General features: G+C 64.3%; 26 protein-coding genes. 17 read left to right on the top strand and 9 right to left on the bottom strand.

Going from position 1 to position 24,661, the window contains the following annotated elements; genetic code table 11:
- Positions 1–582 precede the first annotated feature (582 nt).
- Positions 583–798, bottom strand: coding sequence for a helix-turn-helix transcriptional regulator (locus AAC979_RS22370; RefSeq protein ID WP_244451452.1), 216 nt, complete (start codon positions 796–798; stop codon positions 583–585).
- 158 nt (positions 799–956) lie between these two features.
- On the opposite strand from AAC979_RS22370, the gene AAC979_RS22375 reads away from it, so the two are divergent.
- The 12 genes from AAC979_RS22375 to AAC979_RS22430 all read left to right on the top strand — a co-directional run bounded on the left by AAC979_RS22375 (position 957) and on the right by AAC979_RS22430 (position 12,851).
- The gene (locus tag AAC979_RS22375; RefSeq protein WP_371349309.1) at positions 957–1,622 is read left to right on the top strand and encodes a hypothetical protein; all 666 of its coding nucleotides are present in this window, start codon (positions 957–959) and stop codon (positions 1,620–1,622) included.
- Positions 1,623–2,149: 527 nt separating this feature from the next.
- Positions 2,150–3,019, top strand: coding sequence for a nitrilase family protein (locus AAC979_RS22380; protein ID WP_371349310.1), 870 nt, complete (start codon positions 2,150–2,152; stop codon positions 3,017–3,019).
- Positions 3,020–3,095: 76 nt separating this feature from the next.
- The gene (locus AAC979_RS22385; RefSeq protein WP_371349347.1) at positions 3,096–4,232 is read left to right on the top strand and encodes a substrate-binding protein; all 1,137 of its coding nucleotides are present in this window, start codon (positions 3,096–3,098) and stop codon (positions 4,230–4,232) included.
- A gap of 192 nt (positions 4,233–4,424) precedes the next feature.
- Entirely contained in the window at positions 4,425–5,261 is an 837-nt protein-coding gene (locus AAC979_RS22390) for a branched-chain amino acid ABC transporter permease (protein WP_244451449.1), read from the top strand.
- Positions 5,254–7,083 (top strand): ATP-binding cassette domain-containing protein, encoded by a 1,830-nt coding sequence (locus AAC979_RS22395; protein WP_244451448.1) that lies wholly within the window; start codon positions 5,254–5,256, stop codon positions 7,081–7,083. The genes AAC979_RS22390 and AAC979_RS22395 overlap by 8 nt, the downstream gene beginning before the upstream one ends.
- Positions 7,080–7,778, top strand: coding sequence for an ABC transporter ATP-binding protein (locus tag AAC979_RS22400; RefSeq protein ID WP_244451447.1), 699 nt, complete (start codon positions 7,080–7,082; stop codon positions 7,776–7,778). Before AAC979_RS22395 ends, AAC979_RS22400 begins: the two co-directional genes overlap by 4 nt.
- 9 nt (positions 7,779–7,787) lie before the next feature.
- On the top strand, positions 7,788–8,480 hold the full coding sequence (locus AAC979_RS22405) for an urease subunit beta (protein WP_371349311.1): 693 nt from the start codon (positions 7,788–7,790) through the stop codon (positions 8,478–8,480).
- 1 nt (position 8,481) lies between these two features.
- The gene (gene ureC / locus AAC979_RS22410; RefSeq protein WP_163078406.1) at positions 8,482–10,197 is read left to right on the top strand and encodes an urease subunit alpha; all 1,716 of its coding nucleotides are present in this window, start codon (positions 8,482–8,484) and stop codon (positions 10,195–10,197) included.
- Positions 10,198–10,199: 2 nt separating this feature from the next.
- Positions 10,200–10,817, top strand: a complete 618-nt coding sequence (gene ureG, locus AAC979_RS22415; RefSeq protein ID WP_163078003.1) for an urease accessory protein UreG — start codon at positions 10,200–10,202, stop codon at positions 10,815–10,817.
- Positions 10,814–11,659 carry an urease accessory protein UreD gene (locus tag AAC979_RS22420; protein WP_163078006.1) on the top strand — a complete coding sequence of 282 codons (846 nt, stop codon included), beginning with the start codon at positions 10,814–10,816 and terminating at the stop codon, positions 11,657–11,659. The genes ureG and AAC979_RS22420 overlap by 4 nt, the downstream gene beginning before the upstream one ends.
- Before the next feature lie 9 nt (positions 11,660–11,668).
- Complete coding sequence (locus AAC979_RS22425) at positions 11,669–12,154, top strand: urease accessory protein UreE (RefSeq protein ID WP_126278341.1); 486 nt, start codon at positions 11,669–11,671, stop codon at positions 12,152–12,154.
- Position 12,155: 1 nt separating this feature from the next.
- Positions 12,156–12,851 (top strand): urease accessory protein UreF, encoded by a 696-nt coding sequence (locus AAC979_RS22430; protein ID WP_163078009.1) that lies wholly within the window; start codon positions 12,156–12,158, stop codon positions 12,849–12,851.
- A 5-nt stretch (positions 12,852–12,856) separates the two neighbouring features.
- Here the strand turns inward: AAC979_RS22430 and AAC979_RS22435 are convergent, their stop codons facing one another.
- Together AAC979_RS22435 and AAC979_RS22440 are read right to left on the bottom strand one after the other, a co-directional pair.
- Positions 12,857–13,453, bottom strand: coding sequence for an ANTAR domain-containing response regulator (locus AAC979_RS22435; protein WP_244451446.1), 597 nt, complete (start codon positions 13,451–13,453; stop codon positions 12,857–12,859).
- Positions 13,454–13,462: 9 nt separating this feature from the next.
- Positions 13,463–14,596, bottom strand: coding sequence for a transporter substrate-binding domain-containing protein (locus AAC979_RS22440; protein ID WP_163078011.1), 1,134 nt, complete (start codon positions 14,594–14,596; stop codon positions 13,463–13,465).
- 211 nt (positions 14,597–14,807) lie between these two features.
- Here AAC979_RS22440 and AAC979_RS22445 point away from each other — a divergent pair, with 211 nt between their 5' ends.
- A complete protein-coding gene (locus tag AAC979_RS22445) occupies positions 14,808–16,247 on the top strand; it encodes an ABC transporter substrate-binding protein (RefSeq protein WP_244451444.1) in 1,440 nt (479 codons plus the stop codon).
- Positions 16,248–16,762: 515 nt separating this feature from the next.
- On the opposite strand, the gene AAC979_RS22450 is transcribed toward AAC979_RS22445, so the two are convergent.
- Positions 16,763–16,921, bottom strand: a complete 159-nt coding sequence (locus AAC979_RS22450) for a hypothetical protein (RefSeq protein ID WP_156034105.1) — start codon at positions 16,919–16,921, stop codon at positions 16,763–16,765.
- 603 nt (positions 16,922–17,524) lie between these two features.
- On the opposite strand from AAC979_RS22450, the gene AAC979_RS22455 reads away from it, so the two are divergent.
- From AAC979_RS22455 to AAC979_RS22470, 4 genes are all read left to right on the top strand, one after another.
- On the top strand, positions 17,525–18,550 hold the full coding sequence (locus AAC979_RS22455) for an AAA family ATPase (protein ID WP_371349312.1): 1,026 nt from the start codon (positions 17,525–17,527) through the stop codon (positions 18,548–18,550).
- Complete coding sequence (locus AAC979_RS22460) at positions 18,528–20,207, top strand: S8 family peptidase (RefSeq protein WP_371349313.1); 1,680 nt, start codon at positions 18,528–18,530, stop codon at positions 20,205–20,207. The genes AAC979_RS22455 and AAC979_RS22460 overlap by 23 nt, the downstream gene beginning before the upstream one ends.
- Complete coding sequence (locus AAC979_RS22465) at positions 20,096–21,103, top strand: hypothetical protein (protein WP_371349348.1); 1,008 nt, start codon at positions 20,096–20,098, stop codon at positions 21,101–21,103. The genes AAC979_RS22460 and AAC979_RS22465 overlap by 112 nt, the downstream gene beginning before the upstream one ends.
- Positions 21,104–21,216: 113 nt before the next feature.
- Positions 21,217–21,699 (top strand): hypothetical protein, encoded by a 483-nt coding sequence (locus tag AAC979_RS22470; protein WP_371349314.1) that lies wholly within the window; start codon positions 21,217–21,219, stop codon positions 21,697–21,699.
- Between the two features lie 14 nt (positions 21,700–21,713).
- On the opposite strand, the gene AAC979_RS22475 is transcribed toward AAC979_RS22470, so the two are convergent.
- The 5 genes from AAC979_RS22475 to AAC979_RS22495 form a co-directional block, all read right to left on the bottom strand.
- Positions 21,714–21,911 (bottom strand): hypothetical protein, encoded by a 198-nt coding sequence (locus AAC979_RS22475; RefSeq protein WP_029349410.1) that lies wholly within the window; start codon positions 21,909–21,911, stop codon positions 21,714–21,716.
- 170 nt (positions 21,912–22,081) lie between these two features.
- Positions 22,082–22,324, bottom strand: coding sequence for a hypothetical protein (locus AAC979_RS22480; protein ID WP_371349315.1), 243 nt, complete (start codon positions 22,322–22,324; stop codon positions 22,082–22,084).
- A complete protein-coding gene (locus AAC979_RS22485; RefSeq protein WP_029349413.1) occupies positions 22,321–22,887 on the bottom strand; it encodes a hypothetical protein in 567 nt (188 codons plus the stop codon). Before AAC979_RS22485 ends, AAC979_RS22480 begins: the two co-directional genes overlap by 4 nt.
- 105 nt (positions 22,888–22,992) lie before the next feature.
- On the bottom strand, positions 22,993–23,688 hold the full coding sequence (locus AAC979_RS22490) for an SMC-Scp complex subunit ScpB (protein WP_029349415.1): 696 nt from the start codon (positions 23,686–23,688) through the stop codon (positions 22,993–22,995).
- 1 nt (position 23,689) lies between these two features.
- Positions 23,690–24,643: a DUF1403 family protein gene (locus tag AAC979_RS22495; RefSeq protein ID WP_029349416.1), complete on the bottom strand. Its 954-nt coding sequence runs from the start codon at positions 24,641–24,643 to the stop codon at positions 23,690–23,692.
- Between the last annotated feature and the right edge of the window lie 18 nt (positions 24,644–24,661).

Raw genomic sequence — 24,661 nt, forward strand, 5'->3', positions numbered from 1 at the left:
GGCGGCGGTTCTGCCGAGAAGCCCTTCTCTCCGCCACGATCCAGAAGTGGCAGGCACCGCGATCCGAAACCGAGGGGTGATGGCCTTCACGTGGTCATCAGACGATGACAATGTGCGGCTAGTCATTCAGCCAACAGGACCCTCGCGAAGCCGGAACATTTCTGTCCAGCGTCGCAATGTGTCGAGATCTAGAAAATATCCTGTAAACAAAACCACCCGACCGCCGCGCAATGTGTGCGCTTTTATCCTGCCATCAAGCTCCCTCGCTCCGTCGGGAATAAACGAGATCACGTCACATCGCTGCGATACTATGACAGAGCTGCAGAAAACGCTCCATAGGCGCCGAGCGCTACCAGCTGTTCGTCAAGCTCTCCAGAAATGCGCTGCCAGACTGCTGCAGGGGCCGCCAAATGCACCGCGAGCTCGCCGCGCATAGCCTCGCTTGACGCGAAGCCGCTGTCGGTGAGGCGCAACCAAACCGCGTAGGACCAGCTATCCCGTCGCGGATAAGCTGCAAAAGAACAGCGGCCAAACCGCGTTGAAGCCGCAGCGATCTTGCACAGGAGTTGCGGTAAGTGAGGCCTATTCCGGCGCTGACGGCTTGCGGAAGCGCACACCGGCGCCGCCGCCGTTTTCCGGAATGAACTCAATGCCGGCGGCTTCGAGCGCCGCCTGAAGACGCTCAACTGTTGTCGCTTTCAATGCCTCGCCGCGTTCGAAACGGGTCACGGTTTGTGTGGAAACGGCAGCCTGGTTCGCCAAATCGCGCACGCCCAAACCGAGAGCGGCGCGAGCCATTTTGCATTGCGCAGCATTCATATGAATCACGACACTGTAGTGATTTTTGATTGCTGTTGATTCATGTCGTCGCTATCCTTCTGCGCCTTAGGCGGCCGGACACGTGTTTGCCCCACGTATCCGGCCTGACCACAACCAAGCTGCGTGGAGCTCGGATCATGGCTGATTCTGAGATTAGCATGAGTCTGTCCCGACCATCCCGGAGGGACCTTCTCTCTGCCGCCCTCGCGATGGTCGGCGGCTCTTCCTTCAACAGTTCGGCTGCAGCCGCACCGCAGGATGGCGGCACGACAGATGCCGCCATCGGTGCGTGGAAGGCGTGGCGCGCAGCGCATCGGCGCACGCTCGCTCTGTGCCGGAAACAGCAACGTCTGGAGTCCGAACTCGCGCGGACGATCGGCTTTCCGCAGGTGGTTCTGGCTGCAGCCGAACTGCCGTCACCGGTGCGCATCAACTCCCTGCGGCAGTTCGACGAGCTTGCGGCCGGTCTGCCGTCGCTGTGTGTTCGGCGCGATGAAGTCGCAACCGCCCTGCGCATACATCAGCACCGTTGGGACGACGCGGATCGCGCCATCGGCTACTCCGTCGCCCGGCAGGAAGAGGCGGCGGCCTCCGCCGATGAAGAGCGACTGACTGCAATGCTCTTTGCCGCAGACGCGACGTCTCTGCGTGGCCTCTCAGCAAAACTTGACGTTCTGATCGCAATCGGAGCCGATGGCGCTGAGGGGCGGGATTTCCCGTGGCCGGAGCTGCGGCACCTCCGCAGGGATGTTGCGCGATTGGTGCAGTTGCAAACGCAAAGGGAAGCCACCGTTACTGCTTAGCAATGCTCACGATGCCAGCGGCGTAGCGCGGCGGACGCTTGAACGCCCCTTCGGAGCAACGGCGCGCCGACTTTGGTTGACGCGCCTCACCATCATCGATCGCGTGGATCATCCCTTGGGCGGGCGCTCGAGAGCAGTTTCGGTTTAGTCCATCGCGCTCTTCGGCAGCGGGCCGAAAGCCATGGCAGTTCCCTGGCGGGGCCTGTCTCCGCTTATTCCCACCTTATCGCGGCTAGATGCGCAGAAGCGTGGCGGCCCTTCAGCTCAGGTGGGCTTCGGTCACGCAGTCATCGTACTGCATCTAACGTGAGCGAAAATATCACAAACGCACAATTTATTTGCATTGATATGCTTATAATTAAGTCAGCAATGAAATTGACGACGCGGACGTCATCAACAATGATGCGCCATCAGCAGTATTGCTGAGAAAATCCCCCAAAATTGGCCACTCAACGCAGGTGAGAACCTGCGTCTAGGGCTATTCGACCGAGGCGTTGCTTGCGCCGCGATCGCAGAGGTGTGCCTCCATGCCGGTTTCCAGCCTTGTCCGCGTCGCCTGCATCCAGATGGAACCGCGTTTCGGCGACACGGGCGCCAATGTTGCGCATTCGCTCGGCCTCATCGCCTGCGCGGCCGATGGCGGGGCGAAGCTCATCGTGCTGCCGGAACTCGCCAATACCGGCTATGTGTTCGAAACCCGCGAGGAAGCCTTCGCGCTGGCCGAGACCATTCCCGACGGGCCGACCTGCCAGGCCTGGGCGGCCATCGCCGCCGAGCGGGGCCTCCACATCGTCGCCGGCATCACCGAGCGCGAGGGCACGGCCCTCTACAACAGCGCGGTGGTGATCGGCCCCGACGGGCATATCGGCACCTATCGCAAGATGCATCTGTGGGGCAACGAGAACCTGTTCTTCGAGCCCGGCAATAACGGCTTCCCGGTGTTCCAGACCCCGCTGGGGCGGATCGGCGTCGCCATCTGCTACGATGGCTGGTTCCCCGAGACCTACCGGCTGCAGGCACTGCAGGGCGCCGACATCATTTGCGTGCCCACCAACTGGGTGCCGATCCCCGGCCAGGCGGAGGGGCGCGAGGCGATGGCCAACATCCTCGCCATGGGCGCCGCCCATTCCAACTCGCTCTACATCGCCTGCGCCGACCGCATCGGCACCGAGCGCGGCCAGCCCTTCGAGGGGCAGAGCCTCATCATCAGCTACACCGGCTGGCCCGCCGCCGGCCCGGCCAGCCGCGACGGGGAGGAAATCGTCTCCGCCGAGATCGACCTCGGCGCCGCTCGCCGCGCCCGCAACTGGAACGCCTTCAACCAAGTGCTGCGCGACCGCCGCACCGATGTCTATGCCGAGATGCTCGGCTCCGACATTTCCCGGGGCTGGTACTGAGCCCCGCTTGCCCTCCACCACCGAAGAACAACCCATAACCTTCCGGAGAAAGCCTATGTCCCGTAGCTCCCTGCTGATGGCCGGCGTGTTCGCCACCGGCCTGCTTGCCGGCCCGGCGCTCGCCGCCGACGACATCATCACCATCGGCATCCCCGTCGGCCTGTCCGGCGCCAATTCGGTGGTCGCGCCCTCCGTCGTACAGGCTTCGGAGTTGGCGGTTGAGGAGATCAACGCCAAGGGGGGCATCCTCGGCAAGAAGGTGGTGCTCGAAGTCGCCGATGACGCCTCCGGTGCGGCCGGCGCGCAGAAGGCTTATGACTCACTGATCTTTCAGAAAAAGGTAGATGCGATCGTTGCAATGGAGACCTCGGCCGCCCGCAATGCCGGCCTGCCAATCGTCAACCGCGGCAAAATCCCCTATATTTACACATCGTTTTACGAAGGGCGCTCCTGCAATCCCTACATGTATATCAATGCGTGGGTGCCTGAGCAGCAGGTTGCCCCGATTGTAGATTTCTTCAACAAGGAAGGTGCCAAGACCTATTTCCTGATCGGCTCGGACTACGCTTTCGGGCGCGGCATGCTGGCCTTCACCAAGGAATATATCGAGAAGACCGGCGGCAAGATCGTCGGCGACGAATACGCCCCGATGGACGCCACCGACTGGACCGCCATCCTCGCCAAGGTGAAGGCCGCCAATCCCGACGCCATCATCACCTCCACCGCCGGCGGCGCGCCGAATGTGACGCTGACCAAGCAGCTGCGCGCGGCGGGCATCAAGTCGCTCTATGGCAACCTCGCCGTGGATGAGGGCACCGCCAAGTCCATGGGCCCGGATGCCGAGGGCATCTACATCGCCGGCTCCTACTTCACCAATATCGACACCCCGGCCAACAAGGCCTTCCTCGCCGCGATGGAGAAGAAGTTCGGCGCGGAGCTGAGGACGCCGAATGAACTCTCGGTGCCGCAGTATGAAGCGGTCTACGCCTACAAGGCGGCGGTAGAAAAGGCCGGCACGACCGAGGCCGCCAAGGTGATCCCGGCGCTGGCCGAGGTCGCGGTGGAAGGCCCGCGCGGCACCATCGTCATGAACAAGCAGCGCCACGCGCCGCTGACCATGTATCTCGGCCAGGTGAAGGGCGACGGCTCGGTCTCGATCATGTCGACCTTCAAGGACGTCGATCCCGGCGACCAGTGCCCGAAGCTGAAGTGAGCGTGCGCCCCTTCGCCTTACGGGTCCCGATGCGACGCGTCACTCCCGCTGTAGGGGCAGAGTGACGCCAAGCGCCCGGTGAGAGGCGGCGGCTTCCGTGCCCGCCCGCCGCCTCTCACGCCCACCGATCTGGGATGCCGGGCTCCGTGCGCACCGTCATCCCGCCGTGCCTCCAACTCCAAGGACCCTCGCATGATCGGCCAGACGCTGGACATCGTGACGACCGCCGCCATCCTCTATGCGGTGGCGACCGGGCTGCTGCTCGTGTTCGGCGTCATGAAGATCATCAATTTCGCCCATGGGGGACTGATGACGCTCGGCGGCTATGCCGCGCTCGTCACCACCCAGGCGGGGCTCAATCCCTGGCTCGCCGTCCCCATCGCCGCTCTGTTCGGCGGCGTGGTCGGCATGGCGATCGAGCGCTTCGTCGTGCGCCCGCTCTATAACCGCCCGCTCGACGCCATTCTCGCCACCTGGGGCCTATCGATCATCATCGGGCAGCTCATCACCATCGCCTTCGGCCGCGGCGTGCAGTTCGCGGAATCGCCGCTGAACGGCACGCTCGATCTGTGGGGCGAGAGCTATTCCGCCTACCGTCTCGCGCTCGTCGGCATTGCCGCCGTGCTCGGCATCGGCCTCACCGCGCTGCTCCAGGGCACGCGGCTGGGGCTGGAGACACGCGCGGTGATCATGAACGAGGATCTGGCGCGCGGGCTCGGCATCAATAGCGGGCTGGTGCGCTTCATCACTTTCACCCTCGGCTCGGCGCTGGCCGGTATCGCCGGCGCGCTCATCACGCCGCTGTCGAGCGTCGACCCTTCCATGGGCGTGCCCTGGCTCGTCAACGCCTTCATGCTGGTGCTGGTGTCGGGCGCCTCCCTGGTCAGCCTGCTCTTCGCCTGCCTGGTGCTGGGCGGGGCGCAGGTGCTGGTCGCCACCCATTTCAGCCCGGTTCTCGGAGGCCTGACCATCGCCGTGCTCGCCGCCATCATCCTGCGCATTCGGCCTCAGGGGTTCGCCCGTGACTGAAGCGCGCCGCCTCTCCCTCATCCTCGTCGTCGCCCTGCTCGCACTCGCGGCGATCTTCGCCGGGCCGTATGTGCTCGACACCTATTCGGTGAACGTGCTCACCCGCTCACTGCTCTATGCCGTGGTGGCGCTGACGGTGGACCTGCTCTGGGGATTTCTGGGCATCCTCACCTTTGGCCAGTCGGTGTTCTTCGCCTGCGGCGCCTATGCCGCCGGCCTCGTCTTCACCCATATGGATTTCTCCACCTCTAACGCCTTTCTGGCGCTGGGGCTCGGCGTCGGCGGCGCGCTGCTGGTGGCGGCCATCGTCGGCTGGCTCGCCTTCTGGCACGGCGCATCGGCGCTTTATGCCTCGGTCATCACCCTGGTCCTGCCCATCGTGGCGACGCAGCTGCTCTATTCCGGCGGTACCTTCACCGGCTCGTCGAGCGGGCTGTCCGGCTTCATGAGCTTCGACCTGTCGATGGAGGCGTGGTTCTGGCTATCCGGCAGCTTCCTGGTCGGGGTGACGACGCTCGCCTATATCTTCGTGAAGAGCGATGCCGGCCGGCTGCTGGTGGCGGTGCGCGAGAACGAGCAGCGCTGCAAATATCTCGGCCTCGACACCTCACGGCTGAAGATCCTGGTCTATCTCGCCTGCGCCGCCATCGCGGCGGTCGCCGGCTACATCTATGCCGGCTATGCGATGGTGGTGGCGCCCGAGCTTGCCGGCTTCGTCTTCGGCACCGAGCTGGTCATCTGGACCGCGCTGGGCGGGCGCGGCACGCTGCTCGGCCCGGTGTTCGGCGCGCTGATCGTCGATTACGAGAGCGCCCAGCTCGCCGGCGACTATCCCTTCGTCTGGCAGCTCATCATCGGCGCGCTGTTCGTAATTGTCATCGTCGCCTTCCCGCGCGGCCTGCTGCCTGTGGTGTTCGACCTTCCCCGCAAGCTGCTCGGCCTCCTTCGCCCGCGCGTCGCGACGCCTGCCGCCAGCGTGACGCTCTCCACCCTCGACCTCGCCGATACCCAGGGCGTCGAGCCCGGCGAGGGGCCAGCTTTGGCGGTGGCCGGCGTGGTCAAGCGCTTCGGCAGCCTCACCGTGCTGGAGGGGATCGACTTCGAGGCCCGCGCCGGCGAACTGGTCAGCCTTGTCGGCCCCAATGGCGCCGGCAAGACCACGCTGATGCGCTGCATCGCCGACGGTGCCGAGCGCACCGCCGGCACCATCGCGGTCAACGGCTACGACATCGGCCGCAAGCCGCCGGAGGCCTGCGTCGCGCTGGGCGTCGGCCGCAAGTTCCAGATGGCGAATGTGTTCGAGACGCTGACCGTCGCGCAGTGCCTGCAGATCGCCCGCGTGCGCCACGCGCGGCCCTCGCTGTGGTGCCGGGCCCGCGACCTGCCGTTGCCGGAAGCGGCGATGCACGTCATCGCCACCACGGGGCTCGACAAGCAGCTCTCCACCCCCGCGCATCTGCTCTCGCATGGCATGAAGCAGGCGCTGGAACTCTCCATGGTGCTGGCGCTGGAACCGCGCGTGCTGCTGCTCGACGAGCCGACCGCCGGCCTCACCAAGACCGAGCGGATGCAGATCGGCGCCATCCTGATCGACCTGGCCAGGAAGCAGGGCCTGTGCGTGCTGTTGGTGGAACACGATCTCGACTTCGTGCGGGAGATTTCCTCGCGCGTCATCGTCCTTCACCAGGGCCGCATCGTACTGGACGGCTCGGTGGAGGAGGTGGTGGCCTCCGAGCTGGTCAAGCAGGTCTATGCCGGCTCCGGCCATGCCGGCATCGACCACGAGACGGCGCCCGCCCCGAGCCAGGAGATGCGGGCATGAGCGCGCTTTCCGTCGACAATCTCTCCAGCGGCTATGCCGGTGCGGTGGTGCTACGCGAGGTCAGCCTTTCTCTCGCGCCGGGCGAAATCCTCGCCGTGCTCGGCAAGAACGGCATGGGCAAGTCCACCCTGCTGAAAGCAGTAATGGGTTTCCTGCCGAAGATGACCGGCACGGTGGCCATATCCGGCAGCGAGGCGACGCGCCTCTCCCCGCACCGCGTCGCCCGCCTCGGCGTTGGCTATGTGGCGCAGGAAAAGGCGCTGTTCCAGGACATGAGCGTGGAGGAAAACCTCCGCCTCGCCGTGCGGCGGCCCGACTTCGAGGCGGCGCTCGCCGAGGTGGAGGCCTCCTTCCCCTTCCTGCTGCAACGCCTCAAGCAGCGCGCCGGCACGCTCTCGGGCGGCGAACAGAAAATGCTGCTGATGGCCCGCTCGCTGGCCACGGGAGCGAAGCTGCTGCTGGTGGACGAGATCACCGAGGGGCTCCAGCCCTCGGTGATCGACCGCCTGGCCGGCGTCATCCGCAGCGCCCGCGACCGCCACGGCACCACCATGCTCTTGGTCGAGCAGCATCTGCCCTTCGCCCTAGCGGTGGCCGATCGCTGGGCGGTGCTGGATCGCGGCGAGATCGCCGAGATGGGCGCCGCCTCCGAGCCCGACGCCCGGGCTCGGGTGCTGAAGCATTTGAGCGTGTGAGGACCCGTCATGTATCTGACAGCAAGAGAACAGGAGCGGCTGCTTGTTTTCCTCGCCGCCCAGCTGGCGCAGCGTCGGCGCGACAGCGGCCTGCCCCTGAACATGCCGGAAGCGCGGGCACTCATAGCCGATGCAGTGTTCGAAGGCGCCCGAAACGGGAGATCGGTGTCGGAACTCATGTCGCTTGGCAGGTCGATCCTGTCGGAATCGGACGTAATGGAGGGGGTCAGGGAACTCGTCGACACTCTGATGGTCGAACCCTTCTTGCCCGACGGACAGAAGCTCGTCTGCGTACATGATCCCATTACGGCCGACGGCATGGGCAAGGTGGATGCCTTCACCAATCGGTGGCGCCTCGCCGCCGATGCCATCGAGATCAACCTCGGCAGGGCGAGCATTTCAACCCTTGTGAGGAGCCTCGCCGACCGGCCGATCCAGGTAGGATCGCATTTCCATTTCTTCGAGGTCAATCAGGCGCTCGAATTCGATCGCCGCCGTGCCTTCGGCTTCCGGCTGGACATTCCCGCTGGAACCACCATCCGCTTCGAACCAGGCGACGAGAAGACCGTCGACCTCGTGACCATTGGCGGCCGTCGAGAGGTCCACGGACTCAATAGGCTGACCGAAGGCTCGCTCGACGATCCGGCTATTCGCGAGCGCGCTTTCGAACGCGCGGCGGCGCGCGGCTATCGGGGAATATAGGATGGCTCAGTCGTTGACCCGACGCCATTACCTGGAGCTCTACGGACCGACGACCGGCGATCGCGTCCGGCTCGGGGACACCGAGCTGTGGGCGGAAGTCGAGACGGACCTGACCCATTACGGCGACGAACTTGTCTTCGGCGCCGGCAAGACCATGCGGGCGGGCAGCGGATGTGACGGGGCGCTGTGCGCCTCCGAAGGTGTGCTCGACCTCGTCATCACCAATGCGCTGATCATCGATCCCGTGGTCGGGATCATCAAGGCAGATATCGGGATCAAGGACGGCCGGATCGCCGGGATCGGCAAGGCAGGTGATCCGCGGATCATGAACGGCGTCTCTGCTGAACTGATCGTCGGTGTGAACACCGACGTTCGGGCGGCCGAAGGGCTTATCGTGACGGCCGGCGGAATCGACTGCCACGTCCACTTCATCGATCCCGGCCAGTGTCAGGAGGCGCTCTCCGCCGGAGTGACGACCCTGATGGGCGGAGGGCTGGGGCCTACCACGGTCCCCATCGCCTCCACCGGAACAGTCAATCTCGGCCTGATGCTTCAGGCCTCCGAAGCCTTTCCACTGAACTTCGGATTCTTCGGCAAGGCGGCCTCCGATGTTGCTGCGCCGCTCGTCGAACAGCTTGCCGCAGGTGCGGCAGGTCTCAAGATCCACGAGGATTGGGGCGCGACGACTGCGGCTATCGACAGCGCGCTCGATGCGGCCGACCAAGGCGCGGTGCAGATCCAGCTCCACACGGACACGCTCAACGAGTTCGGCTTTCTGGAGCAGAGCCTCGAAGCCATCGGCGGGCGCACCGTCCACGCCTATCACGTCGAGGGAGCGGGCGGCGGCCACGCGCCGGACATCATACGGGTCTGCTCGCACCCGAATGTTCTTCCCTCGTCGACCAATCCAACCAATCCGTTCACGGTCAATACGTTCGAAGAGCACTTCGACATGGCCATGACGAGCCACCACCTCAATCCGAGGGTGGTGGAGGATGTGGCATTCGCGGAATCGCGGATCCGCAAGGAGACCATCGGCGCGGAGGATGTCCTGCACGATATCGGCGCCATCAGCGCGCTCGGCTCGGATTCGCAGGGCATGGGCCGCATCGGCGAGACCATCGCCCGAACCTGGCAGCTCGCCTCAATCATGCAGCAGACGCGCGGAGCTTTGCCCGTGGACGCAGGCAGCGGCAACGACAACGGGCGGATCAAGCGCTACATCGCCAAATACACCATCAATCCGGCCAAGATTTTTGGCATCGATCACGAGGTCGGGTCAATCGAGCGGGGCAAGCTGGCCGATCTTGTCTTCTGGAAGCCCGCACTGTTCGGCGTCAAGCCGGAGCTGGTGCTCAAATCCGGCTTTCCTGCATGGGCGGTGACGGGAGAGGCGAACGCCTCGCTGCTGGTCTGCGAACCGCTCCTCTATCGGCCGCAATGGGGTGCGTTCGGCCGGGCCGCGCGAAGCCTTTCGATACGGTTTCTCAGTCCACTGGCCTTGGAGGCCGGCCTGCCGCAGCGGCTTGGACTGGAGTCGCGTTGTGTCGCAACCCGCTCCACGCGCGGTCTGACCAAATACGACATGGTCCACAATGACTCGCTCCCGGAGATAACTGTGGATGCTGACACCTACCGTGTCTCCATCGACGGTGAGACCTGTGTGTCCAGTCCTGCCAGGACCGTGCCCCTCGGCTCCCTATACATGTTGAAGTAACCATGCAGAGACAGGCTATACGCATCGGCATCGGCGGCCCGGTCGGGAGCGGAAAGACCCGCCTCGTGGAAAGGTTACTGCCGCTGGTCCAGGCCGCCGGCCTGAAGGTAGCGGTCATCACCAATGACCTTGTGACGCTGGAAGACGCGGAGCGGATTCAGAAGGGCGGCCTGATTGATCCCCGCCTTGTCGTGGGCGTGGAAACCGGCGCGTGTCCGCATACAGCGATCCGCGAGGACCCTTCTGTGAACATCGAGGCGGCCGATCGGCTTGAACGCCAAAATCCACTCGATCTCATTCTGATCGAGAGCGGTGGAGACAATCTGGCATCGTCGTTTTCCCGGGAACTCGTCGACTACTGGATCTTCGTGATCGATTGCGGGGCGGGTGACGATATTCCGCGGAAGCGCGGGCTGGGCTGCCTTCAGGCGGACCTTCTGGTTGTGAACAAGATCGACATCGCCCCTCATGTAGATGCCGATCTCGATCGTATTCGAGCGGACGTGGCGATGATCCGGCCGGAGAGGCCGAGCCTGTTCACCAATTTGAGGGATGCTGCGGGAGCAGAAGCCGTTTTCGATCATCTCCAGCGCTCCCTGCTCTTCCATGCGCCCATATGACCGACGAGGCAACAACCGACGGATGGCTGCATCTCGACTTCGCTCGCACCGGCTGCGGGCAGACCGAGATCATCGGTCGGGACCAACGTTTTCCCCTTCACGTCACGTCGCCGTTGCGCCTGGATCCGGCAGTGCCGGACATGGCGTTCGTCTATGTGCACAATCCCAGTGGCGGCGTATTCGAAGCGGATCGGCTCATCGTCGAGCTACGACTGCGCCGCCATGCGCGGGTGCATGTTTCGACGCCGTCAGCGACCAAGATTTTTGGCGCCGAGGGTGGTGTGAGTGCAAGCCAGCGAATGACGATCGATATGGAGGAGGGGGCCTATCTGGAATATGTGCCCGATCCTGTCATTCCGCTGAAAATGGCCTGCTACGAGCAATATACGCTTATGAGGATGGCGACGGGCGCGACGGCCGTGCTGAGCGAAATCGTCGCCTGCGGGCGCTTCGCGGCGGGCGAGGTATTCGCCTATTCGCGGCTGCACTTCCGCACGACTGTCGAGATAGACGGCGTGCCGACGTGCAAGGACGCGTTCGAACTTGTGCCCGACAGCATGCCGCTCGGCGGGCCGGGGCTGTTCGCCGAACACCGCTTCATCGCCACAGTGTTGGTGCTTGCCCCCGGCACGCTGCCAGCGACCCTGGACCGGAGCCTTGATGATGCGGCTCGCTCCGTTGCCGGCGTCTATGGCGCGGCGTCGATCCTGCCGAAGGGCGCCGGTGTCATTGTGCGGGCGCTGTGCCGCACGCCATCTGCCGCCCGAGAGGTCGTCGATCTCGCCTGGGGCGAAGCCCGACGGTCGCTGCTCGGCCATCCGCCCCCTCCGATCCGCAAATGAGGAAAAGCCATGAGGCAAGTAAACGCCATCATCGGACACTTCGATGATCCCGGGTTCCGCGGCCGGGCGCGTGAAGTCGTGCTGCTCGATGCCGACAATGCCATGCGTCGCCGCCAGCTTGCTCTTTCCGAGGCCGGAAGCGAGGTCGCCATCGACCTTCCTCATGGCAGCTATCTCCGTCATGGCGCTGTGCTGGCCGACGACGGCGAGACCATCCTCGTGGTCGAGCGCAAGCCACAGCCGGTGATGGCGATCCGACTGAGCGCCCTGGACACCTCATCGCTGATCACTGCTGCAGCGCGCATCGGCCATTGCTTCGGCAACCAGCATGCACCCATTGAGGTGAGCGGCGGATCGATCTTTGTCCCGGTCACAACTTCGCCAACAGTCATGGCAGCGGCGGTCGAACGCCTCGGCCTTGAAGGGGTGACGTTCAGCTTTGTCGGCGTTCCGCTCGGCCTCGATCGGCCGCTGGCGACCGGGCACGCGCACTGAGATGCCCCCCTCGCCGCAGCAACTGCTGGCCGTGATGCAGCTCTCTGATAGCGGACTGCCAATCGGTCGCTTCGCCCATTCGGGCGGCCTCGAAGCGTGGCTGCATCCCCGCGGGGATGTCTGCGAAGGCGACCTCATCCGGTGGATCGAGACGAGCCTGCGGTACGCAGCAGCCCGGACGGACGGCGTAGCAGCGGCGCATGCTCACCGGTCGGCCGAATGTGGCGATGTTGCCGGCATGCTCCGCGTGGATGCCGAGTTGGGCACCTGCAAGCTGAGCGAGACGGCCCGGCGTATGTCGACCAGTTGCGGCCGCCAGCTGGCGGTCCTCGCTCCTCAGTTGTTCGATAATGGACCCGTGGCGGAATTTTGCGCCTCCATCCGCGCCGAGCGTTCCTCCGGTCATCTTGCGGTCGTGTTCGGCGCTGTGGCTGCGGCTTCGGGATTGACGGCGGAGCAGACGGTGTTGATGGAGGTCAGGAGCGTCGTCAGCCTGCATCTCTCAGCCGCGGTCCGCCTGGGGCGTCTTACCGCATCGCGGGCGCAGGTTGTTCAGCGCCTTCTGGAGCCTGCGGTGATCGTGGCCGTACAGGATGCGCTGAGCCGCGACCTGGATGCCATGAGTTCCAGTTCCTTCGAAATCGAAATCGCGATGATGGCGGTGCGTCGGCTCGACGGACGGATGTTCGCGACATGAGACACTCAGCCCCTGCGCAGCATCTCGATGACCGGAACTGCTTTTCCGGCGAGTATGTTCTCCGCGACGCTCGCCGCGGTGACGCGGCCTTCCATGGCGGCGCGCCGGATCGCCTGATGGCACGCTTCAAGTGTGCCGAAGCCCGAGGCGGAAAGAGCTTCGGCGGCGCGATCGATCAACCGCCGCGAGCGCAACGTTTCCTCGATCTTGTCGGTCTTCGCCTTCTGTCGCTGGCTGAAACGATGAAGCGAGCGGGTCAGCAGCAGTGTCGACAGGATACCGAAAGCTCGGATCGGCTTGGTGACGATTCCGTGGGCGTTCGAGTCCAGAAGGCTGCGCACGACGACCGGACTTTCGTATTGGAGGATCGCGATCAGCGCGACATCCGGCCAGTCGGGGAGCTGCTCTCCCGTCTCGGAGAGAAGGCAAAGCGCGATGTCGGTTTCGCGTGTCGGATGCGTCGGGATCGGCCAGTCGGCATAGACCGTGCAGCCTATGCGCCGGATGTGAAGCATCAACTCTTCGCGGTCGCCATCGGCCGGATGGAAGACCGCAACCCGAAGCGACCGCAATTCCCGGATCATGATTTGAGAGAAGCTCATCGGTGCGGCTCATTCACACCGTTCGGGCGCTTCATAATAGACAAGGTAGGGGTCGGGCTTGACCGGTTCTGGCGCCTCCTCGACGATCCTAAAATCGGCACGACCGGTCGTGACCGCGATACGCGGCCGGATATAGGTGTGGCTGTTGTCCGGATCGACGGTGATCAGTCCTTCGGGGGCCAGATAGTGCTGCCCCAGCACCGCCGCCCGCACCCGTTCCGGATCCGTCGTGCCTGCATCGGCAAGCGCCTTCGCGAACAGATGGACGGTCGAATAGGCCGCCTCGGCCGGGCCGTCGGCCGGCCGCGCGCTGCCGTACCGCGCGCGGTAGCGCTCCACGAAGCGGAGATTCTCGGCGGTCTTCAGCGATTCGAAATAGGGCGCGCAGACCAGGTGACCGGCTCCCACCGGCGTGCGCATGGCGCGCAGATGCACCTCGCTGGTGGTCAGCGCCGCGATCGGCATACGGCGCGCGTCGAGGCCGGCTTCATTATGCGAGTCGTACAGATGGGACGTCCCCGGCCCGATCACGGTCGAGAAGATGACGTCGGCATCCGCCTCGGCCGCGCACGCTACCGCCTCGGCATAGGTCTCGTATCCCGCGCTCAGGGGAACGTAGTGCTCGCCGAGGATGGTGCCGCCCACATCCTCGACGATGTCGCGTATCACGCGGTTGGATTCCCGCGGGAAAAGATAGTCCGAGCCGATGAGAAAGAACCTCTTCCCGACATGGCGGAAGAGGTAGTTGGCCAAAGGAAGGTGCGTCTGGTTGATGGTTGGGCCCGTGTAGATGATGTTGGGCGAATATTCAAAACCTTCATAAACTACCGAGTACCACAGCAGGCCGCCTCGGCGCTCGATCCATGGGAGGACCGCCTTTCGGCTGAACGAGGACGAGCAGCCGAAGATGTTGGCCGCCCCTTCCTCCAGTATCAGGTTGGCGGCGAGCCGTGCATAGGCCGTGGGATCGGACGCCGGGTCCTTGATGATCGGCTGGATCGCCCGCCCCCCCACGCCGCCTGCGTCGTTGATCTCGTCTATCGCCAGCAGCGTTCCCTGCAACTGCGAAATTTCCGACATCGACGTCACACCGGAATGAGAAAAAAGTACGCCTACCGGCCAGCCTTCCAATTCGACCTCCATCAGCCCGCTTCGGCCCTGCCTTCAGCCGCCAAGCGACCCTCCCCGCCATATAGCCCAATCCTTCCGAAACACAAAAAGAAAGTTAAATAAAATGGCCGCTTCAGAAAATACTCTAAATATAGGACTGGATTGGGAAGTCGATCTTATTGATCCTCCATGTTCATTTGGAGGCTGGAATACTGGGCGCGTCGTCCAAAACATATTCGAAAGCTTGATTGAGGATGATCTCGAAGGTGAGATCGGTGCCACCACGGCACTCATACCTGCACTCGCCGAGCGGGTAACGGTCTCGCCGGACGGCCTCACCTATCGTTTCGATTTGCGGCAAGGCGTCCGCTTCCACGATGGAGCCGCCTTCGATGCCGAGGCGGTGCGCCTGAACTTCGCCAGGATGCGGGACACTCTCAGTCCGGTCTATTCGCCGATCGCCGCCAATTACAACCGGATCGGCATCGAGTGGATCGACGCGATCAAACTGGTCGACCCCTTCACCGTGGACATCGAGCTCGGCAAGCCGTTCCCGGACTTTCTCCGCTACATGACCCAGGAGGATGCGCCCGGGGCGCAGGTGTTCGTCAGCCCTGCGGCGCTGGAGACGTTCGGGCCGGACCTGTCGGACCGCGCGCCGGGAACCGGGCCGTTCATCTTCGAAGAGCGCTTTCAGACATCTCGCGGCAGCGGAGTCACGCTGCGCCGAAACGATGCTTATTGGGGCGAGGTGGCAAAGCTGGAAAAGCTGCGCTTCCTTCCGTTTCCTGATGCGACCGAGCGCTTGACCGCCCTGCTCGACGGCACGGTCGACCTCGCCTATGGCCTCGACGGAGCCGATCTGGAGGACCTGCAGCAGCGCGGCTTCGTCGTGCATTCGGGCAGCGTTCCCTATGTCTGGTACCTGATCTTCAACATGAGCGATCCGGTGCTGGCGGACCGGCGCGTGCGTCAAGCCATCGCCCATGCCTTCGATCGGGAAGCGCTGAGCGACGAGGTGTTCAGAGGACAGACCCGTACGGCGAAGGGAATTCTACCTCCTGCGTCTCCGGCCTATGATCCAGAGTACGTCGATCCGTACCCCTACGACCTCGACCAGGCACGAAGGCTCCTCGCACAGGCGGCTCCACCCCCGGATTGGGCCCTGCGAGTCATGTTTGCGACGGCAGGCTCGGCCCAGCTCCAGCCCACTGCAATCATTGGTCGATTGGCCTCAGACCTCGCCAAGGTCGGCATAAATCTAGAGCTGTGTCCGCACGAGGATTGGGTTGAGTACTGCAAGCACTGGCAAAACGGTATGCCCGCCGGGGTAGGGATATCCGAGATGAGTTGGGGTATGTCCTGCGACGTCTGGCTTGATCAGGTTCTACATTCGCGGAACGTCTCCCCTCATGGGGTCAATGCAGGATACTGCCGTATATACGAGCTTGATTCACTGCTAGAGGCTGCCCGTCATGAGCGCGAAGATGCCGAACGGACGAGGCTTTACCGTTGCGCAAATGAGCTCGTCATGCGTGAATTGCCAGTGCTGCCGGTGCTCACCGTTAATACCGGAACGGTTGTGCACAGCCCTCGAGTATCCGGCTTTCGCTATGCCAGACAGAATTGGCATTCATTTCGCAATGTAAGCCTTTCTGGTGCCATCCGCAGGCCGCCACCCTGATGGAATGGCCGAGTCGGAGACATGGATTTACGAAAGGTCTCGACGAAGGCCAGGCTCGCGTTCTCCATCAGTCGCCAGCGATCAGCGACCTGTGTCGCTGCTGAAGGCGCCCTGGCCGCGGCCAGGGCATAGCGCCGCCCCGGTCCCGGGTAATGATGGGGCCCGTGGCTGTTGGTAAAGCCGTGTCTGCACAGCCGGATCGGCAACAATCCGCCGATCACGCTCCTGAATGGCTCTCCGGCGCCCGTGCCGGCATGAGGCTTAAACCCGGAATTTTCCAGCTCTGGCTGGCCCAAATTCGGGTTGCACCTGAGCCGATTGGCTCTTTCTGCTTGCGAATGCGGGGAGGGGGCGGTTCGGAGTCCAGCGCCGACGCCTTGTCTCGCTCGTCGCTTTGGAGCTTGTCGGCCAACTAAATAAGCGGAATCTCAATCATATACGTGTTCGCAGTTTCACCTTGGTCGGCGCGCCGCTTCCGTAAAAACTGGTCACCGCGGCCACAGCCGCGCCGCTCATCACCAGACGCTCCAAAACATCGCGCCGGGCGTGCCGTTCGGTTCGTGCAGCCGGCGCTTCCATTCCATATCGGCAAGATAGCGTTCGCGGTTGATAAACGGCACTGTCGTGAGGCGCGTCAGCGGCGCGCAGATCATCGCGGCGCTGTGTGAAGCCAAAGGCGTTCCTGCCGCCCCTGCGTGGAACCGGATGAAGAAGGCCGAGCTGGCGGCGCTGGCTGCCCGCGAGGGGCAAGGTACGCGGCTGGCTGCCGGACGTGCTGCGTGTGCGGTGAGCGACCTTGAAAACGCGACTTGAGCTGCAACGGGCCGCGGCATCCCGGCGCGGTCCGTTCCCTGATCGGAGTCCGGCAAGGCGGCAGGAAAGCTGTACGGGTTCTCGCGGGACGCTTCGATCGTCCGGCGAAGCCGCTAACAATCCACAGCTTGTCCCGGTCGGCGAAAGGTTGGCGCATCCGAAACTCATGAAATCATGATATTACGACTACATGAGTACGCAAGACAGGATCGCTTCTGCTGTTATGGCAAAGGACCAAACCCGGGGGCAAGGACGGGCGAAGGCGGCTCCCATGGAATCGCCGCAGAAGGACGTGCCGCTCCAGGTCATGGTCCCTACGCCGGTCCGCCGCCAGCTCGCTCTTCTCTGCGCCGAGCGGGGCGAATCGATGAGGACGATCGTCCTGCGGGGCTTGCGGACCCTTGGCGTTGAAATCGACGAGGCAGAACTCGTCGATCGACGCGGAAGGCGCCGGGGATAGCGTTATGGCCCGCAGCGATCTTCTCATAAGCCTCGTGAAGGCCGGTGTCACGGGCGATAACCGGACCCTGCGGCGGACCGTCGAAGCGATTGTCGCCGAAGAGCGGGCCAAGCAACACAATGTGTTGGCGGACCGCCTGGAAAAAGTTGTGGAGATGCCACCTGTGAACGGTATGGCCAACGTCCCGCGCCTCCCCGTCGAGCCCAATGGCCGCGGCGCGCGGGAATTCATCATGGAAATTTCGCCGCGGCGCCGTCTGGACGAGCTTGTGCTGCCCGATCTTACGAAGCTGGCGGCATCACAACTGATCGAAGAGCAGCAGCGCGCCTCACTGCTGCGCTCCCACTCGCTTGAGCCGCGCCATCGCGTGCTTTTGGTGGGCCCACCGGGGAACGGTAAGACCACGCTGGCGGAAGCCATCGCTGAAAGCCTCGCCGTGCCGTTTTTCGTGGTGCGCTATGAGGCGATGATCGGCAGCTTTCTCGGGGAGACCGCCGCGCGGCTTCGGCGGGTTTTTGACTATGCACGGACGACGCCCTGCGTGCTGTTTTTCGACGAGTTCGACGCCGTCGGCAAGGAGAGGGGCGACACGCATGAAACCGGCGAAATCAAGCGGGTTGTGACTTCGCTCTTGATGCAAATCGACGATCTTCCCAGCTATGTCGTGGTCCTGGCTGCGACCAACCACGCGGAGCTTCTGGACCGCGCGGTCTGGCGGCGGTTCCAGCTGCGCTTGACGCTGCCCGCGCCGACGCAAAAGCAGCTCGCATCCTTCCTGTCTGCGAAGGCGCAGCGCCTTGAGCTAAAGCTCGGCGTCAGCACCGAGCAGATCGCCAAGACGTTGGGGCGCGTCAGCTATAGCGAGGCCGAAGAATTCTTCGCGGACGTGCTCCGTCGCCGGGTCCTGTCAGGGGACGGGCAGAGCGTGGTGGAAACAGTGCGTGAACAGATGAAAATCTGGATCGAGCGCGCCGGCAGGGGCACACACCGAAGCAAGGTTGAGAGCGATGCCGGATCGTCCTCTTCTTAATCTTCCGGCGCCTGAACCTTTTACGATGCGCGGACGCGGCGGCGGCGGGGCGAGCATCAGTCGCCCCTCGCGGGACCGGCAGCGGGAGCGCATTGATCCGCGCTTTGAACGTCTCAGCCGCCTGATCGATGATCCGCAGCGCATCCTGGAGCTAACCGGCGATCCCGCTTCCATCGCGCCGGAGCGGGCGATCGTTTTCGAAGTCGAAGGAGCCCTTGAGGACTTTTACGCGCAGGCGCGCGCTCTCGGCTTCGAGTATCTGGGAGATTACGAGGACGATTTCGATCCCAGCGACGATTTCTTTGACGAAGATCATCCGGATAAGATTCTCGGCGGGCGCGTCTATCTGGCTATGCCGGACGTTCAGGCGCTCCGGGAGCTGCTGAGCCTGTGGAACCGCTTCAAGACCGGTCAGCGGATGCCGAACGGACGGGGCGCGTGGCGCGAACTGTTCTCCCGGCTCATCGATGTCCGCGCGTGGGGACCCCAAGACCGGATTCCGCTGGAGACGGTGCGGGCGTTTGAGGAGGAACTGGAGCGCGACCCGGGCGCGCCGGTTCGCTTTGAAGTGGAACTCTGGTTTCATAGCAATGAAGCCCGGCGGGCCCAGGCGCTTGACCGGCTTACGGCAGAGCTCGCCGGCGCCGGCGGGTCGCTGATCGATCACGTCGTGGTGCCGGAGATTCATTACGACGCGGCGCTTGTCGATCTCCCCGCGGCGTCGGTGAGAGACCTTCTGGACAATCCCGATGTCGGCCTCGCCCGCGCCGACGAGGTGATGTTCCTGCGTCCGCAGTCTGTAGCGCGGGCGCCCGCGAGCGAGAATGATGGCGAAGACGGGCCCGCCGCTATTGACGCGCCCGTCTTCGTGTCGAACGAGCCCGTCGCTGCGCTTCTTGACGGCCTGCCCGTCGAAAACCACGCGCGGCTTGCCGGACGCCTGCGGGTCGATGATCCGGAAGGGCTTGCCGCGATATATCCGGTGGCGCAGCGCGAGCACGGCACCGAGATGGCCTCCCTCATCCTGCACGGCGATCTCAATCACGGGGAAGCGCCGCTGCCGCGGCCGCTTTATGTCCGGCCCGTGTTCCAGCCTACCGGCAATGGCGAACGCACGCCCTACGACCGGCTTCTCGTCGATGTCATTCATCAGGCCGTGCGCCGCATCAAGGCGGGGGATGGAGACGAGCCGGCAGCGGCGCCGCAGGTCGTCCTGATCAACCTTTCGCTTGCGGACGAAAAGCGCCCCTTCGCCCGCATCATGAGCCCCCTGGGCCGCCTGCTCGATTATCTGAGCTGGCGGTACGGTGTGCTGTTTCTCGTCAGCGCCGGGAATATCACCGACCGTTTGCCGATCGACGGATATGCCACGTGGGGAGACTTCGAAGACGCCACGCCCGAGGATCGTGAAAGGGCAGTGTTCGCGTCCTTGAACGCGCAAAAGAGCCAGCGCACCTTGCTGTCTCCGGCTGAGGCGATGAACGCCCTGACCATCGGGCGGCGCACGCGGGATCGGCGTTCAACGGCACCCTTGCGGCAGGGCGCATCGATCCGTTCACGACGGACGACGTCGCCAACATCATTTCCGCGATGGGGCTGGGCTTCAAGAAAGTCGTCAAGCCCGAGCTGCTTTTCAGCGGCGGCCGGGCGCCCGTGACGATGGTCGCTTCCGGAGAACAGCTAGAGGTCAGGCCGGTCAACGCCGGCGCCCGGCAGTTCGGATTGAAGGCGGCCAAGCCGTCGCCTGCGGGAGCCACCAACTACGAAGATTTCACCTGGGGCACGAGCGCGGCAACGGCGCTTGCCACCCGTGCGGCACATCGCATCCACGATGCGCTGATGGACCGCGCGGGCGGCTCGATGCATGCTGACGCCACCATTGATCAGCTCCCTCTGCTGCTGAAGGCATTGATGGTCCACGGCGCGCGCTGGAGCAACAAAGGCGCCATGCTGGACGGGTTTTTCGGTCCCCAGGGACAGGGTTCTCATCTGGCGCGCCGGGACGACATCGCGCGGATTCTCGGCTATGGCGTCCCGGATATCCAGCGAGTTATCGACTGCACGGAAAACAGGGCAACCCTGCTCGGCGCCGGATCAATTAGCGCCGACAGTGCCGTGCTGTACCGGATACCGCTGCCTGACGGCCTCGACGGCGTCCGGGCCCTGCGCTCGCTCACCACAACGCTGGCCTGGTTTTCGCCGATGAACCCGCGCCACCAGGGTTATCGCATGGCGGCGCTCGATATCAGTGCCGCAGGGGACGACAGGTATTGGATGGCCGATTCTCGCGATTCCGCACAGCCGACCGATAAGGCCATCGTTCGGGGAACGGTCTGTCACGAACGCCGGACAGGGGAAGACGCGCGCGTGTTCGTTGACGACGGACATCTGCTGCTGAGGGTTTCTTGCCGTGCTCCTGCGGGCGTGCTCGCCGGCCCTGTTCCCTATGCCTTGGCCGTCAGCTTTGAAGTTGCTGTAGGGGCCGGAATCCAGGTCTACGAACAAGTGCGGGCCCGGCTGGCCGTGCCCGTACGGGCGGGCGCCCCTAGCTGACGGGGCTATGAGATAGCAGGAGCCGAGGCGAAGAGCGGGTATCGACAACGCAGTCCCCAGGGGCGCGACCGTCGCGATATTCCACAGAGGAACCCAGATGAGAGAGTGGGCGCATGGCGGACGAGACCAAGCTGCTGGAATTGATTGCCGTCTGCGACGACCCCCGAAAGCTGCGCGTATGGATCGAAAACGCGCGCAAGGAACGGCGCGCCGATATCGAAGCCGCCGCCTTTCGCCGGCTGGTGGCGATCCTTCCGAAGGAAAAGCCCGGGACGGTAGAGCACGATTTTTGGAGGACCATCCACGCCTTCGAGCATGTCCTGAGCGAGGAACGCGGCAAGACCACGCGGCTTGCGAGGACGCGGCAGAAAGTGGCGCGCGTCGGCGAAATCGCGACGCTGACGGACTGGGCGACCAGCACCAAGAGCACGGACGGCTTCGACATGCTGCTGGAACGCAAGATGCCGGAGCTCACAGGAGAGGCCATCGTGCTGCGGCACGCAGAGCGGTTCGACACTGCGGTCGTGGAGGCCGCGCGCCGGCGCCTTGAAGGGGCGGGCATCGATGTAGCGTCCCTGCCTGCCAGCGTTTTCTAACCAGGGCGCATCCCTTACGGGCCGGGCTCTACGATGCTGCGGCGCAGCTGTGCGGAGCCGTCCCATCTCCGGCCCATGCGGGTGACGATCCCTTGCGCGAAGAAGAAGCTCTGGAACCCATCACCAAAGCAGGAGCTTTCGTCCAGATCGCCGTCGCCCTCATCGGGTGAGGCGACGGACGGCTCCAGACGAAGCAGGCTTTGCCGGGACATGGCAAACTGCGCAAACGTTGAGCCCGAGGCTCATTTTGTACGCTGAAGGACGCGGTAGATATCCTCATACGTGAAGGCCGTGCTGCGGCCGATCAGGAAGGATGGGGCGAACCTCTCGATAAGGCCTTGGCCTGGGTCGAGAATCGCCCTGATATCTCTCCGTATCTGCTTTAGCTGCGCACTTGTCCGGTCAGCGATTCGATCCCGTTCCAGAATGGCTGTGACCATTCATCCTGACGGCGTTCGCGCGCCTTGCCCCGGCAATGCGTGCGGATGTAACGCACCGGCGCTTGCAGGAATATGTAGAGCGCCGTCGTGCACCCACCCACAAAGACGAGCCGGGCACGGAGCTCATCGCCGAGAGCGACGGCCACGGCTTTCAACATCTCCTTGAATTGGCCTTGAACCGTCATCCCAGCCTCTGTGCGAGCAGATCGGCGGCCAGCTTGGCTTCGCGCTGATTGCCCAACCTGATGGCGTCGATGAGCGCGAGATAGGCGTAGAGACGTTCGTCCTTCTCAGCTGCTTCCGGCACGCTCTTAAACAATGGCTCGATCGATTGGCCCATTTCCTTTCCGTGGGCATACGGCCACACGCTTAAGAGGGTGCCGGCGCTATGCAGGGATTCCCTGAGGATCGGTGCGGCGAATGCCGTGGGCAAACCACGCTGCATGGCGCCGGGCACCGCAGGAAAGACGAACTTCAAGCCATGAACAATGAACTCGCGCAGGCCGCGCCGGTTTGGCTTTGGACGGCCGGTCTTTCGGTCTTTGGTCGCGATGCCGGATGCAATGCTGCGGTTGATGGAGGCGCTGACTTCGGTCTTGCTGATCCCGAGCGCCGCCTCGATGGCGCGCACGGAATAAGGATCCTCTCCCAGAGTCGATCCATGGCGAGCAACTTGTGAATCGCTATATTGCCCGTCGTCCTCCAAGCTTGCCAGCTTGAGCAGGACGACCACATCCTGGCTCTTCATCATCAGTCGGCACCCGTCCCTTGTCCTAGGACAGAGGACAGAGGACAGAGGACAGAGGACAGAGGATCACGGTCAGCGTTCCGGTGTCAACGGGATTGGCGGTTCTCAGCTCTCCTCGTCAGCCTCAACTTCTTCCCCAAGCTCCTCGTCGTCCGGCTCACCTGCCATTAGCCCGAGCGGGATATCCCCCGCCAGCAGCATCTCCTTGCTGAGCAGGCCGGCATCCTCGAGCGCTTCCATATCGGGAAGATCGCGCAACGTGTCGAAGCCGAAATGCGACAGGAATTCCCTGGTCGTCACATAGGTGTAGGGTGCGCCGGGATGCGGCGAGCGCGGACCGGCGGCGATGAAGCCGAGCCGGCGCAGATGACCGATGGTGTCGCGACTGATCTCCCGGCCGAAGAATTTTCCCAGCTCGCCGCGGGTGATCGGCTGGAAGTAGCCGATGCACAGCAGCACCAGCGCCTCGGACTGCGACAGCGGCTTGGCCTCGCTGGTGCCGAGGCCGGTGGCCACCTTGATCGCCTCAGCAAAGCTCTTGCGGGTGCGGTGCTGCCAGCCGCCGGCGACGGCCACCAGTTCATAGGGCCGGCCGCGCAGCTCGGCGCGAATGTCGTCGATGAGATGATCGAGGCTGCAGTCGCGGCCGACCACTTTTGCCAGCACCTCGCGGGTCACTGGCTCGGGCGAGGCGAAGATCACCGCCTCGACTCGCCCCATCCATTCGCGCCAACGCAGCTCCGGCGGCAGCTGCTTGAGCTCGGCGTCGAAGCTCACCGGGGTTGTCGCACGCCGCGCCATCTCAAAGACCGTAGAGCTTGAAGCTGGAGCGGCCGGTGAGCTCGCGCACCGCGCCCAGCGCCTCGAGGCGTTCGAACAGCCGCCGCGCGCCCCAGCGCGAGAGCTTTGCCGTCGCCAGCGTGCCTGGCACCGCATCGTCGTCGAGCAGCCGGGCGATCGCCTCCCCTGCCCCCTTGGCGCGCAGTTTTGGGGCGACCGCCTGCAGTCGGCCGGCGCGCGGCACGATCTCGGCGGCACAACGCAGGGCTCGCGCCGCGCCCTGCGCCACGGCGAGGCAGACGGCGGCGTCGAAACCGGCGTCATTCGAACGAAGGCGCCCTCCCCGGCCGGCACCGCGGAAGGCGGCGCCGTGCGCCTCGGCCATCAATAGCGGCACCGGCAGCGGCCAGCGCAACCGCAGCGCCACCACCTGGTCGGCCAGCCACCAGCCGAGCAGGCCGGCATTCGGCGCCGTGGTGTCGACGGCTCGGAGGATCGCCGCGGCGACGAGCGGCGCGGGACGACCGCCGCTGAGCTGGCGGTCGATCTCTTCCGGAAGAGAGGCCAACCCTTCACCCCGGCTGATGCCCAGCAGCGCACCGGTCGATTGAAGGACTGTTGCATCGACGCCCGGGGAGCGCTCGGCGAGGCGCCGCCAGGCGGCCAGCAGCCGGCCGGCGGGACCCGGATCGCCATCGGCGGGGCGCAGCATCCAGGCATCGCGCAGCGCCGCCTCGTCCTCGGCACGACCCGACTGGCGCACCGCCGCGGCGGCGCAGCTCAGCGCCAGCCGCGCGCGCCAGGCGCCGGCCCAGGGCGGGTTCGATCGCACCAGATTATCGAGGGACGTCAACGCTCCGCCGGCGAGAAACGCCGCCTCGACCGGGTCGGTCACCGGGCCGCGCGGGACCGCCCAGCCGGGGACAGTTGGCACGGCGAGCGGCGTCGGAGAGAGCGGAATCGGCGCAAGATCCATGACGGAAGCCTAGCCGCG

This window comes from Ancylobacter sp. IITR112 (assembly GCF_041415945.1).
In the GTDB taxonomy this organism is placed as follows: domain Bacteria; phylum Pseudomonadota; class Alphaproteobacteria; order Rhizobiales; family Xanthobacteraceae; genus Ancylobacter.